The following is a 14340-nucleotide window of genomic DNA, read 5'->3' as shown; positions in this document are numbered from 1 at the left end:
GTGCAGCAACCACGTCTGGTGGTCATCGGCAACGGCATGGCCGGCGCCCGCACGCTCGAGGAGATCCTCGCCCGCGGTGGTGACTTCGCCATCACCGTGTTCGGTGACGAGCCGTACGGCAACTACAACCGGATCATGCTCTCCAACGTCCTCGCGGGCGTGGAGGACGAGTCCGGGATCTTCCTCAACGACCTCTCCTGGTACGCCGACAACGGCATCACCCTGCACGCCGGCACCCGCATCGCGCGCATCGACCGCCGCAGGAAGAAGGTGTACGCCGAGGACGGCACCGCCACCCCGTACGACAAGCTCATCATCGCCACCGGCAGCCGCGCGTGGGTGCCGCCGATCAAGGGCATCCACCGCCCCGGCCGCGGCTACCACCAGGGCGTCTTCGCGTTCCGGACGCTGGACGACACCCGGTCGATGATCCGATACGCCCGCGACCACGAGCGTGCGGTGGTGATCGGCGGCGGCCTGCTCGGCCTGGAGGCGGCCCGCGGCCTGCAGAACCACGTGAGCCACGTGACGCTCCTCCACGCCATGGGCCACCTGATGAACACGCAGCTGGACGCCCAGGGCGGCGCGACCCTGCAGCGCAGCGTGGAGCAGCTGGGCATCGAGGTGATCACCGACGCGATGACCACCGAGATCCTCGGCAAGCACTCCGTCACCGGGGTGAAGCTCGCGGACGGCCGCACCATCCCCTGCGACGTCGTTGTCGTCGCCGCCGGCATCCGCGCCAACGCCGAGGTGGCGCAGGCGAGCGACCTGCCCGTCGACCGCGGCGTTCTCGTCGACGACCAGATGCGCGTGCAGGACGAGGCCGACATCTACGCTGTCGGCGAGTGCGCCCAGCACCGCGGCCAGGTGTACGGCCTCGTGGCGCCCCTGTGGGACCAGGCGAAGGTGCTCGCCGACCACCTCACCGGGCGCGACCCGGAGGCGGCGTACCACGGCTCCCGGATCGCCACCAAGCTCAAGGTGGCCGGCGTGGACGTGGCCGCGATGGGGGTGCAGACGGCCGAGCGGGACGACGACGAGACCCTGACCTTCAGCGAACCGGCCAAGGGCATCTACAAGAGCCTCGTCATCCGGGAGGGACGGCTGATCGGCGCAACCCTCGTCGGCGACGTCGGCAAGGTCGCCTTCCTCATGCAGGCCTTCGACCGCGGGCTGGCGCTGCCGGAGAACCGCGTCGAGCTGATGTTCGACCTCGGCGGGCCGCCCGCCGAGGTCAGCGCCGCCGACATGGCCGACGACGCCCAGGTCTGCAACTGCAACGGCGTCTGCAAGGGCACGATCGTGGAGACGGTGCAGAGCGGCTGCCGGACCGTCAACGGCGTCATGGACAGGACCCGGGCCGGCAAGGGCTGCGGCACCTGCAAGGGCCTCGTCCAGCAGATCGTCGAGTGGGCCGCCGGGGGAGAGGTCGAGGAGGACCCGAGCGCTTCCTGGTACGTCCCCGGCGTACCGATGCCCAAGCCGGAGCTGATGCAGGCGATCCGCACCCACGGGCTGAAGTCGGTGTCTTCGGTCTTCGCCGCGCTGGTGCCGGGCGGTGAGGAGGACGCGAAGAGCAAGATGGGCCTGGCCTCGCTGCTGAAGATGATGTGGGGCGACGAGTACGTCGACGAGCGCGACGCCCGCTTCGTCAACGACCGGGTGCACGCCAACATCCAGCGCGACGGCACGTTCTCCGTGGTGCCGCAGATGAAGGGCGGCGTCACCACACCCGCCCAGCTCAAGCGGATCGCGGAGGTCGCCGAGCGGCACGCCGTACCGATGGTCAAGCTGACCGGTGGGCAGCGCATCGACCTGCTCGGCGTGCCGAAGGAGAACCTGCCGCAGATCTGGGCGGACCTCGACATGCCGTCCGGGTACGCGTACGCGAAGAGCTTCCGCACCGTGAAGACCTGTGTGGGCTCCGAGTTCTGCCGCTTCGGGGTGGGCGACTCCACCGCGCTCGGCATCGCGCTCGAGGAGCGGTACCAGGGCATCGAGGGCCCGGGCAAGATGAAGCTCGCCGTCACCGGGTGCCCGCGCAACTGCGCCGAGGCGTACGTGAAGGACCTGGGCGTGGTGGCGATCGACGGCGGCCGGTGGGAGATCTACGTCGGCGGGGCCGCCGGGGCGCACGTGCGCAAGGGTGACCTGCTGGCCACTGTGGACTCGCCGGACGAGGTCATCATCCTCACCGGGCGTTTCCTGCAGTACTACCGCGAGAACGCCAACTGGCTGGAGCGCACGTACGCGTGGGTCCCGCGGATCGGCATCGAGCGCATCCGCGAGGTCGTGGTGGACGACGCCGACGGGATCGCCGCCGACCTCGACGCGGCGATGGCAGCCTCCGTCGCCGCTTACTCCGATCCCTGGAAGGAACGCGCCGAACCCGCGACACCGGGCCAGTTCCGCACCTCCCTGCCGCTGACCGTCCTGCCCCAGGTGCCGGTCCGATGAGCACCCGGCTCGGTCCAGTGGACCAGATCCCGGTCGGCGAGGGACGCGCGTTCGCGGTGGACGGCGAGATGGTCGCCGTGTTCCGCCTCCGCGACGGCTCGCTGCGCGCCCTGTCCGCCGTGTGCCCGCACAAGGGCGGCCCGCTCGCCGACGGGCAGATCGACAACAAGATCGTCGTCTGCCCGCTGCACCTGAGCGCCTTCGACCTGACCACCGGCTGCTCGCTCAACGGGCAGCCCGACCTGACCGTCTACCCCGTCGGCGTCGACGACGAGGGACACATCGTGATCTATTCGGAGGTATCCGCGTGAGTGCTACCACCTTGGAACGTCCCGCCCTGACCGTCCGGGGGCACTGGATCGACGACTGGCGGCCCGAGGATCCGGCGTTCTGGGCGAACGGAGGCGCCGCCATCGCCCGGCGGAACCTGGTCTACTCGATCTTCTCCGAGCACATCGGCTTCTCGGTGTGGACGATCTGGTCGGTGCTCGTGCTGTTCCTCGGGCCTGCGTACGGCATCGACCCGGCCGGGAAGTTCCTGCTCACCGCCGTGCCCGCGCTGGTCGGGGCGGCGCTGCGGATCCCGTACACGTTCGCCGTGGCCCGCTTCGGCGGCCGTAACTGGACGATCATCAGTGCCTCGATGCTGCTCGTCCCGGCCATGCTCGCCGCCTTCCTCATCAAGCCCGGCGTCTCGTACACCACGCTGGTGGTGCTGGCGGCGGTCGCCGGCGTCGGCGGCGGCAACTTCGCCTCCTCGATGACGAACATCAACGCCTTCTACCCGGACCGCCTCAAGGGCTGGGCGCTCGGCATCAACGCCGGCGGCGGCAACATCGGCGTGGCCGCGGTACAGCTGGCCGGCCTCTTCGTGCTGGCGGTCTTCGGCGCCGGCCACCCGGGCATCGTGGCCGGCATCTACATCCCGCTGATCGTCGCGGCCGCCGTCGGCTCGGCCCTGGCCATGGACAACCTCAGCCACGTCCGCAACGAGAAGCGAGGCGTGCGCGACGCCGCTCGCGAGCCGCACACGTGGATCATGGCGCTGCTCTACATCGGCACGTTCGGCTCGTTCATCGGCTTCGGCTTCGCCTTCGGCCAGGTGCTGCAGGTGCAGTTCAGCGACGTGTTCAGCACCCCGGTGAAGGCCGCGTACCTCACCTTCCTCGGGCCGCTGCTCGGCTCCCTGATCCGCCCGGTCGGCGGGGCCCTCGCGGACCGGCTCGGAGGCGCCCGGGTCACCTTCGTGAACTTCCTCGCCATGGCGGCCGGCGCGAGCATCGTGCTGCTCGCCTCCCAGCTCAAGTCCCTGCCGCTCTACCTCGTCGGCTTCATCGCGCTGTTCGTGTTCAGCGGCATCGGCAACGGGTCGACGTACAAGATGATCCCGCGCATCTTCGCCCTCAAGAACCCGGACGACCACCACGAGGCCCGGCGGCTGTCCGGAGCGGTGATCGGCATCGCGGGTGCGGTCGGGGCGTTCGGCGGGGTGCTGGTGAACCTGGCGTTCCGGCAGTCGTTCCTGGAGTACAAGACGGCGGATGCGGCATACGTCGCCTTCATCGCCTTCTACGCGCTGTGCGTGCTGGTGACCTGGGCGGTGTACCTGCGGCCGGACCGCAGGATCGGGGCGGTCTGACCGCCGCCCGGGCAGGCGCCATCGCGGCACATTCGCGAGATCCGGACCTTGACCCTGACCTTGGGGGAGACTGCACTCTGACTCGCGGACGGCGTGGGTGCGCCGCCGGGACGGGAGGTTGTCATGGTCGAGATCCGCCTGCGCGACGTGCCAGAACAGCAGGTCGTGACGGAGACGGGCACGGTCGACCAGGCCGGGCTGCAGGCCTGGATGCCGGGTGCGATGGCCCGGGTCGCGCAGCGTGCGCGGGCGGCCGGCGGCCTGCTCGGCACCACGGACTGGCCGTTCGTGGAGCGGCCCGGGCCGGACGAGCCGGTGTTCGTCACTATCTACGAGGGCAACCCGAACGAGGGGCCGACCGAGGTCGAGGTCTGCGCGACGGTTGCGGCCGGCGGTGACCGGACCGTCCCGGCGCACCGGGAGGCGTACGTCCGGGTGACCAAGTCCCAGGTCATGTCCGGCGAGCTCGGCGGCGTCTACGAGGCGATCGAGAAGTGGATCTCCGACAACGGGCTCGCCGTCGCCCACGCGCCTCGCGAGGTCTACTGGACCGACTTCCACGCCGCCGCGCCGGGCGACGAGGTGTTCGACATCGCGTTCCCGGTCAGCTGATGGCCGCCGCGCCCGGGTTGCTGACCATCGGCGAGTTCGCCCGCCGGTCCGGGCTGTCGATCCGGGCGCTGCGGCTGTACGACCGGATCGGGCTGCTGCGGCCGGTCGAGGTGGTCGACGGCAGCGGTTATCGGCGGTACGCGAGCCGCCAGCTCTACGCCGGCCGGCTGATCGCCCTGTTGCGCCGCCTCGACATGCCGCTGACCGAGATCACCGAGGTGGTCGGCGCACCGGGCCCGGAGGCGGCCGAGCGGCTCGCCGGGTACTGGACCGCGGTGGAGCGGCGGCTGGCGGCTCAGCGGGAGCTCGCCGACCGGCTGGTGCGCAACCTGGCCGGCGAGACACCCGCGCCCGACGACGGCGCGTGGCAGGTCTCGGTCCGTGAGGTCGCCGAACAGCACGTCGTCAGCGAGATGCGCTATGTCACCGCAGCCGAGCTGGGGTGGATCGGCGACGCGACCGCCCGCCTGACCGAGCTGGCCGACCGGTCCGGCGGTGCGGCGGGGCCGCGGTTCGTGGTGTTCCACGGCGAGGTGAACGAGGACGCCGACGGGCCGGTCGAGGTGTGCCTGCCGGTGCGGGCCGAGGCGGCCGGTCGTGCCGAGCCGGCGCACCGGGAGGCCTACATCCCGGTGGTCAAGGGGCATTTCGAACCGCCGCAGATCCTGTCGATCTATGACGCGGTCCGGCGCTGGGTACGCGATCACGGGTACACGGCGGTCGCCTCGCCGCGCGAGGTGTACGGCTACGCCGCCGACCCCGACGCTGCCGCGCCCGGCGACCTGGTGTGTGACGTCGCCCTGCCGTTCCGCTGAACCGTGATTTACAGGCGTCTATATCGATGCGAGGATCGGGCCCTGAGATCATCCGGTGTCCGCGGGCCGCCGATCCGGCCGCGGCACCTGAACGAAAGGGATCCTTGATGCGCCTTCGTCGTGCGCTCACCCTCGGCGCCGCAGTCCTCGCCTCCGTCGGTGGCCTGCTGGCCGGCCCGGCCCCCGCCCAGGCCGCCCCCCGCGCGGTCACCCTGGCCTCCACCATCAAGCTCAGCAACTGTTCCGCCTCCCTGGTCCGCTACCCGAGCTCCGTCAGCACCGACCGGGCGATGATGCTCACCAACGGTCACTGCTACGAGGGTGGCTTCATCGCGGCCGGGCAGGTGCTGCTGAACAGGGCCAGCAGCCGCTCCGGAACGCTGCTCAACAGCTCCGGTGGATCCCTGGGGACCGTCCGCGCCGACCGCGTGCTGTACGCGACGATGACCGGCACCGACGTCACCCTGTACCGCCTCACCAGTACCTTCGCGACGCTGCAGAGCCGCTACGGGGTCACCGCCCTGACCCTGTCGAGCACCCGCGCGGCGGCCGGCACCTCGATGAGCATCCCGTCCAGCTACTGGAAGCGGATCTGGAACTGCAAGGTCGACACGTTCGTCGACACGCTCCGCGAGGACCAGTGGACGTGGCGGGACTCCATCCGCTACGACTCCGCCTGCGACACCATCCACGGCACCTCCGGGTCGCCGATCGTCGACGCAGGCACCGGCCGGATCATCGGCATCAACAACACCGGCAACGACGACGGCGAGATGTGCACGATCAACAACCCGTGCGAGGTGGCGGCCGACGGGACCACCCGGGCGTACCAGGGTCAGAGCTACGGCCAGCAGACGTACTGGTTCACGACCTGCCTGGACGCGAGCCGGGCGATCGACCTCACCATCTCGGGCTGCCTGCTCACCAAGCCGTGACCGAGAGCTTGCGGGGATGTGGAGCTGGCCTTGCGCCGGTCTTGAGGTGGCACTGCGAATCTGGGTTCAGTAGCCGTCCGGGTCGGTGTGGCTGAGATCCCCTGGCCCGGCTGAGCACACAGCGGCCTTCCTGCGGGAAGGCCGTCGTGCTGTCCGGCTCCGGGGTCGTGCACCTGGCGGGGTGGTGGTTCAGCCCCGCCAGCCACTCGAGCCCGCACTGCGGACCGACCACCCGGCACGAGCCCCAACGAGCCCGGATCCATCGGCTTACGCCCACCTCGGGTGCGGAGAACCGCCGTGGTTCGACTTCCGGCTCCAGCCCTGCGGCGCTGTCGGCCCCCCCGCCGAGTCACCAGAAGTGACTATGGTCAGTGCCGATGGACGAGCCCGGGCGGGTGGGGAAGATGCCGACCGTGTGTCATATGCGGCAGACCAAAGCGTTCGATCTCGTGCCCTGTTCCCTGTTTAGCCGTGCCGGACATGCGGGGCTCGTCCAGTCGGTTCCCGATGATTTCCTGATATGAAATATCGGTGATGGGCATCGTTCTATCCGGGCGGTGTCGGGGATAATGGGGAAATGGCGCAGCTTGCATTGTTCCCTACGAAGAATATGCAAGACCGGACGCTGCGTCGTCGCTATTCACCAGCGGCTGAGGAGTTCCGGCGTAAGCATGAACGGCACCGCTCGTGGGGCTTGACGCAACGTCATTCCTGGCGCCTGCATCGGCTGCGCCACGCCACAGATCACGTCGCGGGCCCGCAGCCCGTCCCTGACGACCGGCGGCCCGGCATGCCGCATCCCGGTGAAACAACCAATCATCGGGAGCGGCCGAAAAGGCCAGAACCACACGACGAGCCGGGGCGCGGCGCCGCATATCACGACGCCGAAGATTCTAGCAGTGGCGCGGAAGACCGCCGGTGCGAAACGGTGGCTACGGAGCGGCCGTGGATGACCGGCTCCCTTATGCCGCCGCGCGTCCCATGCGGCCAGAAAGCGGGCAGGGTCGAAGTCCGCCGGCCGCGTGCGTGCGCTCAAAAATGCGGGCGCAATCGAACCACCGGCCATTGTCATACCGGACCGGCGAGGCGGCCTCCCCCATCACGACGGAAAGGCAAACGAGACCGAAGCCGCCCTGGTTCTGGTGGTCGAAGACCACGCCCGACGGCGCCGGAACGACTTACCCCGACGCGCGTGCGTCGCGGATCTTCGAAACCTCCGTGCAACCGGGCCCTCGCCAGCGCGAGCACTACAACGCAGCTGACCCGCTCACGAGGCTCCCGCAACCGGCACACCGCCAAGTGCCACGACATGCGGACTCATTCTGATCACCGGCCAAGCCCCATCAGGGCCCGGCCGAACCGGTGGGCCGGCAAGCTGAGCGGTCCGGCGTCAGGACGAGACCGCATGCCGGTCAGGCGAGATGCTCGTCCACCGCCGTCGCCACCATTGGCCACAGCGGTACGCGGGCGCCCAGCGTCGCCTGGAAGGCGTGGTAGAGGTCCGCCTTGCCCGGCCAGACCGTCGCCGTCGGCGTGTTGGACGGGTCGAGCTGGTGGAACCAGGAGCCGTACTCGTGGTCGATCAGGTGCTCGTCCGTGTAGTCCCACCAGGTGCGGTACCAGTCGGCGTAGGCCTGGTCGCGGGTGTACGCGTACAGCGCCGCCGCCGCGTTGATGCCCTCGGCCGCGACCCAGTGCATGCGGTCGCGGACGACGGGCCGGCCTTTCCAGTCGGTCGTGTAGACGAAGCCGGGCTCGCCGTCGACCGCCCAGCCGTCGGTGACCGCGCGGGCGAAGAGCTCGCGGGCGGCGGTGGCGAGGCCGGCCGGCTCGCCGACGCCCGGGGCGGCCGCCGCGTGCAGCAGCAGGCGGGCCCATTCGAGGCCGTGGCCGATCGTGGCGCCGTACGGCTTGAAGGGGTGGTCGGGCTGGTCGTGGTGGTACTCGGGGAGCGGCTGCCAGCCGGGGCCGTAGTGCTCGGGGATGCGCCACTGGTGCGCCTCGGCGGTCGCCACCACGAAGCGGCAGATGCGCATGGCGCGGGTGATCCAGCTGCGGTCGCCGGTCACGCTCGCCACCGAGAGCATCGCCTCGACGGCGTGCATGTTGGCGTTGACGCCGCGGTAGTCGTCGAGGGTCGTGAAGGCGGTGTCCCAGGTGTCGACGCACATGCCGGCCTCGTCGTCCCAGAAGCGCTCGAGGAACGTCTTCTCCGCCTCGGCGAGCAGGTCCTCGGCGCCGGGCAGGCCGGCCTGGACACCGGTGGAGGCGGCCAGCATGACGAACGCGTGGTCGTAGCCGGACTTGCCGTCGGCGCCCTCGGCGGAGAACCAGCCGCCGTGCTCGGTGTCGCGGAGGCGGCCGGTGAGCCCGGCCATCGCCTGCGCGGCGATGCGGCCGGCGCCCGGCACGCCGAGCAGCGCGCCGATGCCGTACACGTGGGTCATCCGGCTGCTGATCAGGGCCGAGACCGGCCGGTCCGGCTCGGGTTCGCCGCGGTCGCCGAGCCAGCGGGCGCCGCCGCCCGGGTCGGCGGTGCGGCGCCCGAAGGCCAGCAGGTCGCGGCTGTGCTGGTCGAGCCAGCGGTGATGGGCGGGACTCGTCGGCCAGGCGGACATGTCGATCACTCTAGGTCAGCCGCGGAACCGGCCCGCACCCGCCGTCGGTCTGTCCAACCCGTGGTCAGCTCGGTTAAGTAGAGGTTTCGGAGCGGGCCGTCAGAAACATCTCGGCCAGATCGGCGAATTCGTCGGCCCGTTCGATCTGCGGCATGTGCCCGGTGTCGGGGAAGAGCTGCCAGCGGGCCTCCGGGAACGCGACCCGGGCCGCCGCCAGCTGAGTCGCCGGCAGGATGAGGTCCTTCTCGCCCCAGACGATCAGCGTCGGGCGCGGGTGCCGGGCGACCTCCTCGAGCAGGGTCCTGCGCCACGGCGAACGGATGCCGCGGAACGTGCCGAGGGCCTGGGCGGTCTCGAGGAACACCAGGGCATGCTCGGGTCGGGCGGCGACCCGCAGCGCGAAGTCGACGCGTTCCTGCGTGACATACGCCCGGTCGAAGAACAGCGCGCGCTCCACCCGCCGGGCGACCCGGGCGTCGACCCGGCGCAGCAGGCGCCGGCCGAGTCCCGGGATCGCCAGGGCGCGCAGGAAGAACGCCACCTCCTTGCCGAAGCCGGCACTGTTGACCAGGGTCAACGTGGACACCCGGGCGGGCGCGAACGCGAGCAGCTGCATCGCCACCGCGCCGCCGAGCGAGTTGCCCATGACGTGCAGCGGCCGCTCCTCGCCGAGCGTGTCCAGGGTGGCCAGGACACCGTCGGCCAGCGAGGCGAGGGTGATCGGCCCGGGCATCCGGTCGGACAGCCCGAAGCCGGGCAGGTCCACGCTGATGACGCGCCAGCGGCCGGAGAGCCGCTCGTGCTGCGGCGACCAGTCCTCGAGGCTGCGCCCGATGCCGTGCAGCAGCAGGATCGGCGGATCGCCGGGGTCGCCGGTCTCGTGCACGCGGACCGTCGCACCGCGTACGGTCAGCTCCCGGGTCATCCGCGCACCGGGGCCTTGACCGCGCCGCGCCGGGCGACCGCCGCGGTGAGCCGGTTGAGCAACCGCATGTGCGAGACCGGCATCAGCCGGGCGAGCAGGTCGGGCACCTTCGCGCTGGCCGCGATCAGCACCCGGCCCCGTCGCCGCCGGACGCCCTCGAGGATCTCCTCGGCCGCCTTCTCCGGCGGGTAGGTCAGCATCGCGGCGAACATCCGCTGGTGCCGCTCGACGTCGCCGGTGGGCACGGCGGTGCCGATGCGCGCGCTCTCGGCGATCCGGGTACGCACACCGCCCGGATGCACCGTGGTCACTCCGACACCGTTCTCGAGCAGCTCCCCGCGCAGCACCTCGCTCAACCCGCGCAGGGCGAACTTGCTGGAGCTGTACGCCGACTGCCCGGGCGGCGCGATGAGCCCGTACAGGCTGGAGACGTTGACCAGATGCGAGCCGGGCTCCGCGGTCAGGGCCGGGAGCAGGTGATGGATGAGCAACATCGGCGCGGTGAAGTTGACCGCCATGACCCACTCGAACTCCTCGACCTCGACCTGGTCGAAGCGGCCGCCGAGGGCGACGCCGGCGTTGTTGACCAGCAGGCCCAGCCGGGGATGCCGCTCGCGGATGCCGGTCGCCAGGGCCACCACGGCGTCGCGGTCCGCGAGGTCGACGACGTGGGCTTCGACGGTACGGGCGGGGTGCGCGGACCGGATCGCCTCGGCCACCGCGTCGAGGCGCAGCGCGTCCCGGTCGGCCAGCACCAGGTCGCTGCCGCGGGCGGCGAGGCCGTGGGCCAGCTGTTCGCCGATGCCGCTGGCCGCGCCGGTCACGACGGCGGTCCTGCCGGTGAACCGGTACGGGCTCAGTCCTGTCATGCGATCTCCTCCAGCACGGGGGCGGGCTTGCGGCTGAACGTCATGTCCCGGCGTACGTCGGCGCGCGGGGTGGTGAGGACGTCCCGCAGGTAGTTCTGCCGGACGGTCCACGGGTCGCGGTCGCCCTGGCTCGGGAAGCGGTCGAGGGCGCGCTGGACGTACCCGGAGGTCAGGTCGAGCAGCGGCCGGCGCGGTCCCGGCTTCTCCTGCGGGGTCGCGACGGTGTAGCCGTTCCTGGCCATGTAGGACAGCAACCGGCAGACGTAGCGGTGGGAGAGGTCGGCGCGCAATGTCCACGACGCGTTGGTGTAGCCGATGCAGTACGCGAAGTTCGGCACGCCGCTGAGCATCACGCCGCGGTAGGCGACCTTGCGGCCGGGCTCCACCGGCACGCCGTCCACGGTGAGCTCGATGCCGCCGATCGCGAGCAGCGACAGCCCGGTCGCCGAGACGATGACGTCGGCCTCCAGCACGCGACCGTCGGTGAGGCGGATGCCCTCCGGCACGAACCGGTCGATGTGGGCGGTGACGACCGACGCCGTGCCCGCCTTGATGGCGTTGAACAGGTCGCCGCCGGGCACGACGCACAACCGCTGGTCCCACGGCTGGTAGGTGGGGGTGAAATGCGCGTCCAGGTAGGCCGGGTCGGCCAGGTGCTGCAGGGCGAACCGGCGCAGCAGCGCCTTGGCCCGTTCCGGCCGGCGCCTCGCGAGCTGGTAGAAGCCCTGGGTCAGCACGATGTTCTTGGCCCGGACGAGCTTGTGCGCGACCTTCGCGGGCAGCCGCTTGCGCAGGGCGTCGGCGATGGCGTCGCGCTCGGGCAGGGCCGTCATGTAGGTGGGGGAGCGCTGCAGCATGGTCACGTGCGCGGCGGTGCCGGCCATCGAGGGCACCAGCGTGACCGCCGTGGCGCCGCTGCCGATGACGACCACCCGCTTGCCCGCGTAGTCGAGGTCCTGGGGCCAGAACTGCGGGTGCACCAGCGTCCCGCGGAAGTCCTCGTGGCCGGGGAAGTCCGGCTGGTAGCCCTGCTCGTAGTCGTAGTAGCCGGCGCACGCGTACAGGAAGGAGCAGGTCAGCGTGCCCTGGCTGGTGGTGACGGTCCAGCGGGAGTCCGCCCAGCTCGCGGTCAGCACCTTCGTGCCGAAGCGGATGTGCGGGGTGATCCGGCCGGCCCGCGCGGTGTCGCGGATGTAGTCGCGGATCGCGTCGCCGTCCGCCAGCGCCTTGTCGCCGCGCCAGGGCCGGAACGGGTAACTGAGCGTGAACATGTCGGAGTCCGAGCGCACGCCGGGGTAGCGGAACAGGTCCCAGGTGCCGCCGATCTCGGAGCGGGCCTCGAGGATCGCGTACGTCGTGCCGGGCCGCTCCTGCTGCAGCCGCCACGCCGCGCCGATCCCGGACAGGCCGGCGCCGATGATGAGGACGTCGAAGTGTTCGGCCATGAGTCCAGTGTTCGCCCGGATGCGGTGCGTGACTTGCCTTTGCGCGACAGGGATTTATCCTTGCGCGCCATGGACTCGATGGTGCGCGCGGCCGGCCTGCGGGGTCTGCCCGCGCTCGTGGACAGCCTGGGCGGCGACGGCGCGGAGCTGCTCGCGCGCTTCGACGTGACCTGTGCGGCGCTCGACTCCGAGGACGCGGTGATCCCGGCGGAGGCGGCCGGGATGCTGCTCGAGGTGGCCGCTGCCGAGCTGGCGTGCCCCGACCTGGGCCTGCGCCTGGCCGGGATGCAGAACGCGTCGGTGCTGGGCCCGCTCGCGCTGGCCATCGAGAACTCCGCCACCATGGGCGAGGCGCTGGAGACCACCAGCCGCTACCTGTTCGTGCACAGCCCCGCGCTGACCGTCTCGCAGATCCCCGACCCGTCGGGACGGCCGGGCGTGGTCGGCCTGCTCTACCGGGGTACGGACGCCGAGCCGCTGCCGCCCCAGGTCATCGACATCGGGCTGGGCCTGTTCCACCGGATCATCACGTTGCTCAACGGCGGCCCGTACGGGCTGCGCTCGGTGCATCTGCCGCACCCCGCGCTGGCGCCGGTCGAGGCCTACACGCGCTTCTTCGGTGCGGAAGTGCGTTTCGGCCGTCCGGATGCGGTGCTGCGAGTGCCCGGCGGCCTGGCGGGGACACCGGTGCGCGGCGGCAACCAGGCGCTGCGGGACATCGCCGTCGACTACATCACCAGCCACTTCCCGGAGCCGGGACAGACCACCGCGGGCCGGGTGCGCATGCTGCTCACGCAGGGGCTGGGCTCCTCGCCGGTGGAGGTGGGCGCGGTGGCGAAGCAGCTGCGGACCCACCCGCGGACGCTGCAGCGCCGGCTCGCCGCCGAGGGGACCACCTTCGAGGCGATCCTCGACGACGTCCGCCGGGTCGCCGCGCACCGGCTCATCACCCAGACCGATCTGCCCCTCACCCGGGTGACCGCGATGATCGGGCTGGCCGAGCAGTCGGCGCTGAGCCGGGCGGTGCGGCGCTGGTACGGGCTCACGCCCCGGGCGTTGCGCCGCTCCAGGGCGGCCGGCCCACCCCGGTGAGGCGTACCCCGCCCCACGGGTCCGGCTCGCCCAGCCGGGCCGCCGCCTCCCGCTCGCCGATCCGGACGGTGACGTCGCGCGCCCCGGCCCGCAGCTGGGCGCTCAGGGTCTCGTCGGGTGCCGCCCGGCCGGCCCAGCGGTAGCGGCCCTCGACCGGCTCGAACCGCACGGCCAGGCGTACGGTCACGGTCACCTCAGCGTCTCCGGCCTGGATCAGGGCCTCGCCCCGGTACTCCTCGTCGGCGTCGGTCACAGCGTCGCTCCCAGTCCACCCGGTTGGTCGGCGGCGGCGCGCACCCCGATGACGCCGCCCCAGAGGAACGTGGTCAGGTACTCCGCGAGCGCCTCGCGGCTGATCGGCTGCTGATGGCGCAGCCACCAGTCGCCGACCGTCTGGACGTAGCCGACGGCCCCGTACGCCCACGGCAGCGCCGGGCCCGAGTCCAGGCCGAGGGCGCGGAGGCGGTCGCCGAGGATGCGGGCCAGCACGCTGGCGACCGTGTCGATCGCCTCGGCGACCACGTCACGGTCGCGGGCGATGCCGCGCTGGTGCACGACGAACCGGTACAGCAGCGGGTCGGAGTCGATGTACGCCAGGTACGCGTCGACCGCCGCGAGCACCACGTCGCGGTCCTCGCGGACGGCTGACACCGCGGGAGCGACCGCCTCGACGACCGCGGTGGCCGCCCGGCGCGCCACCGCTTCCCACAGGCCCGACTTGTCGCCGAAGTAGCGGTAGAGCACGGGCTTGCCGACGCCGGCGTGCGCGGCGACCGCGTCGATGCCGGGTTCCGGGCCCAGCTCGCGGATCGCCGCGATGACGGCGTCTACGAGCTCCTCCCGGCGGCGCTCGCGGTGGTCGGCCCACCGCTTGCTGCGCCCGTCGGGGCGGTTGACGGTCTCGTCGGCGGAGTTCATAGTACGAGAAGT

General features: G+C 71.4%; 13 protein-coding genes. 7 read left to right on the top strand and 6 right to left on the bottom strand.

Features of this window, described 5'->3' with window-relative positions:
- The 6 genes from nirB to AB0J80_RS20650 all read left to right on the top strand — a co-directional run bounded on the left by nirB (position 1) and on the right by AB0J80_RS20650 (position 6461).
- A complete protein-coding gene (gene nirB, locus AB0J80_RS20675) occupies positions 1-2460 on the top strand; it encodes a nitrite reductase large subunit NirB (RefSeq protein ID WP_364707145.1) in 2460 nt (819 codons plus the stop codon).
- The gene (locus AB0J80_RS20670) at positions 2457-2771 is read left to right on the top strand and encodes a Rieske (2Fe-2S) protein (RefSeq protein WP_364707142.1); all 315 of its coding nucleotides are present in this window, start codon (positions 2457-2459) and stop codon (positions 2769-2771) included. Before nirB ends, AB0J80_RS20670 begins: the two co-directional genes overlap by 4 nt.
- The gene (locus AB0J80_RS20665; protein ID WP_364707139.1) at positions 2768-4099 is read left to right on the top strand and encodes a nitrate/nitrite transporter; all 1332 of its coding nucleotides are present in this window, start codon (positions 2768-2770) and stop codon (positions 4097-4099) included. The genes AB0J80_RS20670 and AB0J80_RS20665 overlap by 4 nt, the downstream gene beginning before the upstream one ends.
- A 123-nt stretch (positions 4100-4222) precedes the next feature.
- Complete coding sequence (locus AB0J80_RS20660; protein WP_364707136.1) at positions 4223-4711, top strand: GyrI-like domain-containing protein; 489 nt, start codon at positions 4223-4225, stop codon at positions 4709-4711.
- Positions 4711-5526: a MerR family DNA-binding transcriptional regulator gene (locus tag AB0J80_RS20655; RefSeq protein ID WP_364707133.1), complete on the top strand. Its 816-nt coding sequence runs from the start codon at positions 4711-4713 to the stop codon at positions 5524-5526. The genes AB0J80_RS20660 and AB0J80_RS20655 overlap by 1 nt, the downstream gene beginning before the upstream one ends.
- A 107-nt stretch (positions 5527-5633) precedes the next feature.
- Complete coding sequence (locus tag AB0J80_RS20650; RefSeq protein ID WP_364707131.1) at positions 5634-6461, top strand: serine protease; 828 nt, start codon at positions 5634-5636, stop codon at positions 6459-6461.
- A gap of 1412 nt (positions 6462-7873) precedes the next feature.
- Here AB0J80_RS20650 and AB0J80_RS20645 read toward each other — a convergent pair.
- From AB0J80_RS20645 to AB0J80_RS20630, 4 genes are all read right to left on the bottom strand, one after another.
- On the bottom strand, positions 7874-9079 hold the full coding sequence (locus AB0J80_RS20645) for an AGE family epimerase/isomerase (protein ID WP_364707129.1): 1206 nt from the start codon (positions 9077-9079) through the stop codon (positions 7874-7876).
- A gap of 73 nt (positions 9080-9152) precedes the next feature.
- Entirely contained in the window at positions 9153-10004 is an 852-nt protein-coding gene (locus AB0J80_RS20640) for an alpha/beta fold hydrolase (RefSeq protein ID WP_364707126.1), read from the bottom strand.
- On the bottom strand, positions 10001-10864 hold the full coding sequence (locus AB0J80_RS20635) for an SDR family oxidoreductase (RefSeq protein WP_364707564.1): 864 nt from the start codon (positions 10862-10864) through the stop codon (positions 10001-10003). Before AB0J80_RS20635 ends, AB0J80_RS20640 begins: the two co-directional genes overlap by 4 nt.
- Before the next feature lie 5 nt (positions 10865-10869).
- Complete coding sequence (locus tag AB0J80_RS20630; protein ID WP_364707123.1) at positions 10870-12318, bottom strand: NAD(P)/FAD-dependent oxidoreductase; 1449 nt, start codon at positions 12316-12318, stop codon at positions 10870-10872.
- A gap of 69 nt (positions 12319-12387) precedes the next feature.
- Between AB0J80_RS20630 and AB0J80_RS20625 the strand changes: the two genes are divergently transcribed.
- Positions 12388-13410 carry an AraC family transcriptional regulator gene (locus AB0J80_RS20625; protein ID WP_364707121.1) on the top strand — a complete coding sequence of 341 codons (1023 nt, stop codon included), beginning with the start codon at positions 12388-12390 and terminating at the stop codon, positions 13408-13410.
- Here the strand turns inward: AB0J80_RS20625 and AB0J80_RS20620 are convergent.
- Positions 13361-13663 carry a DUF4873 domain-containing protein gene (locus AB0J80_RS20620; RefSeq protein ID WP_364707119.1) on the bottom strand — a complete coding sequence of 101 codons (303 nt, stop codon included), beginning with the start codon at positions 13661-13663 and terminating at the stop codon, positions 13361-13363. The genes AB0J80_RS20625 and AB0J80_RS20620 overlap by 50 nt on opposite strands.
- A complete protein-coding gene (locus AB0J80_RS20615; RefSeq protein ID WP_364707116.1) occupies positions 13660-14328 on the bottom strand; it encodes a TetR/AcrR family transcriptional regulator in 669 nt (222 codons plus the stop codon). Before AB0J80_RS20615 ends, AB0J80_RS20620 begins: the two co-directional genes overlap by 4 nt.
- Positions 14329-14340: the final 12 nt, after the last annotated feature.

It is taken from the genome of Actinoplanes sp. NPDC049548 (genome assembly GCF_040676695.1).
Classification (GTDB): domain Bacteria; phylum Actinomycetota; class Actinomycetes; order Mycobacteriales; family Micromonosporaceae; genus Actinoplanes.
The sequence above is the reverse complement of the archived record's forward strand: the minus strand, read 5'-3'. Positions and strand labels throughout refer to the sequence as shown.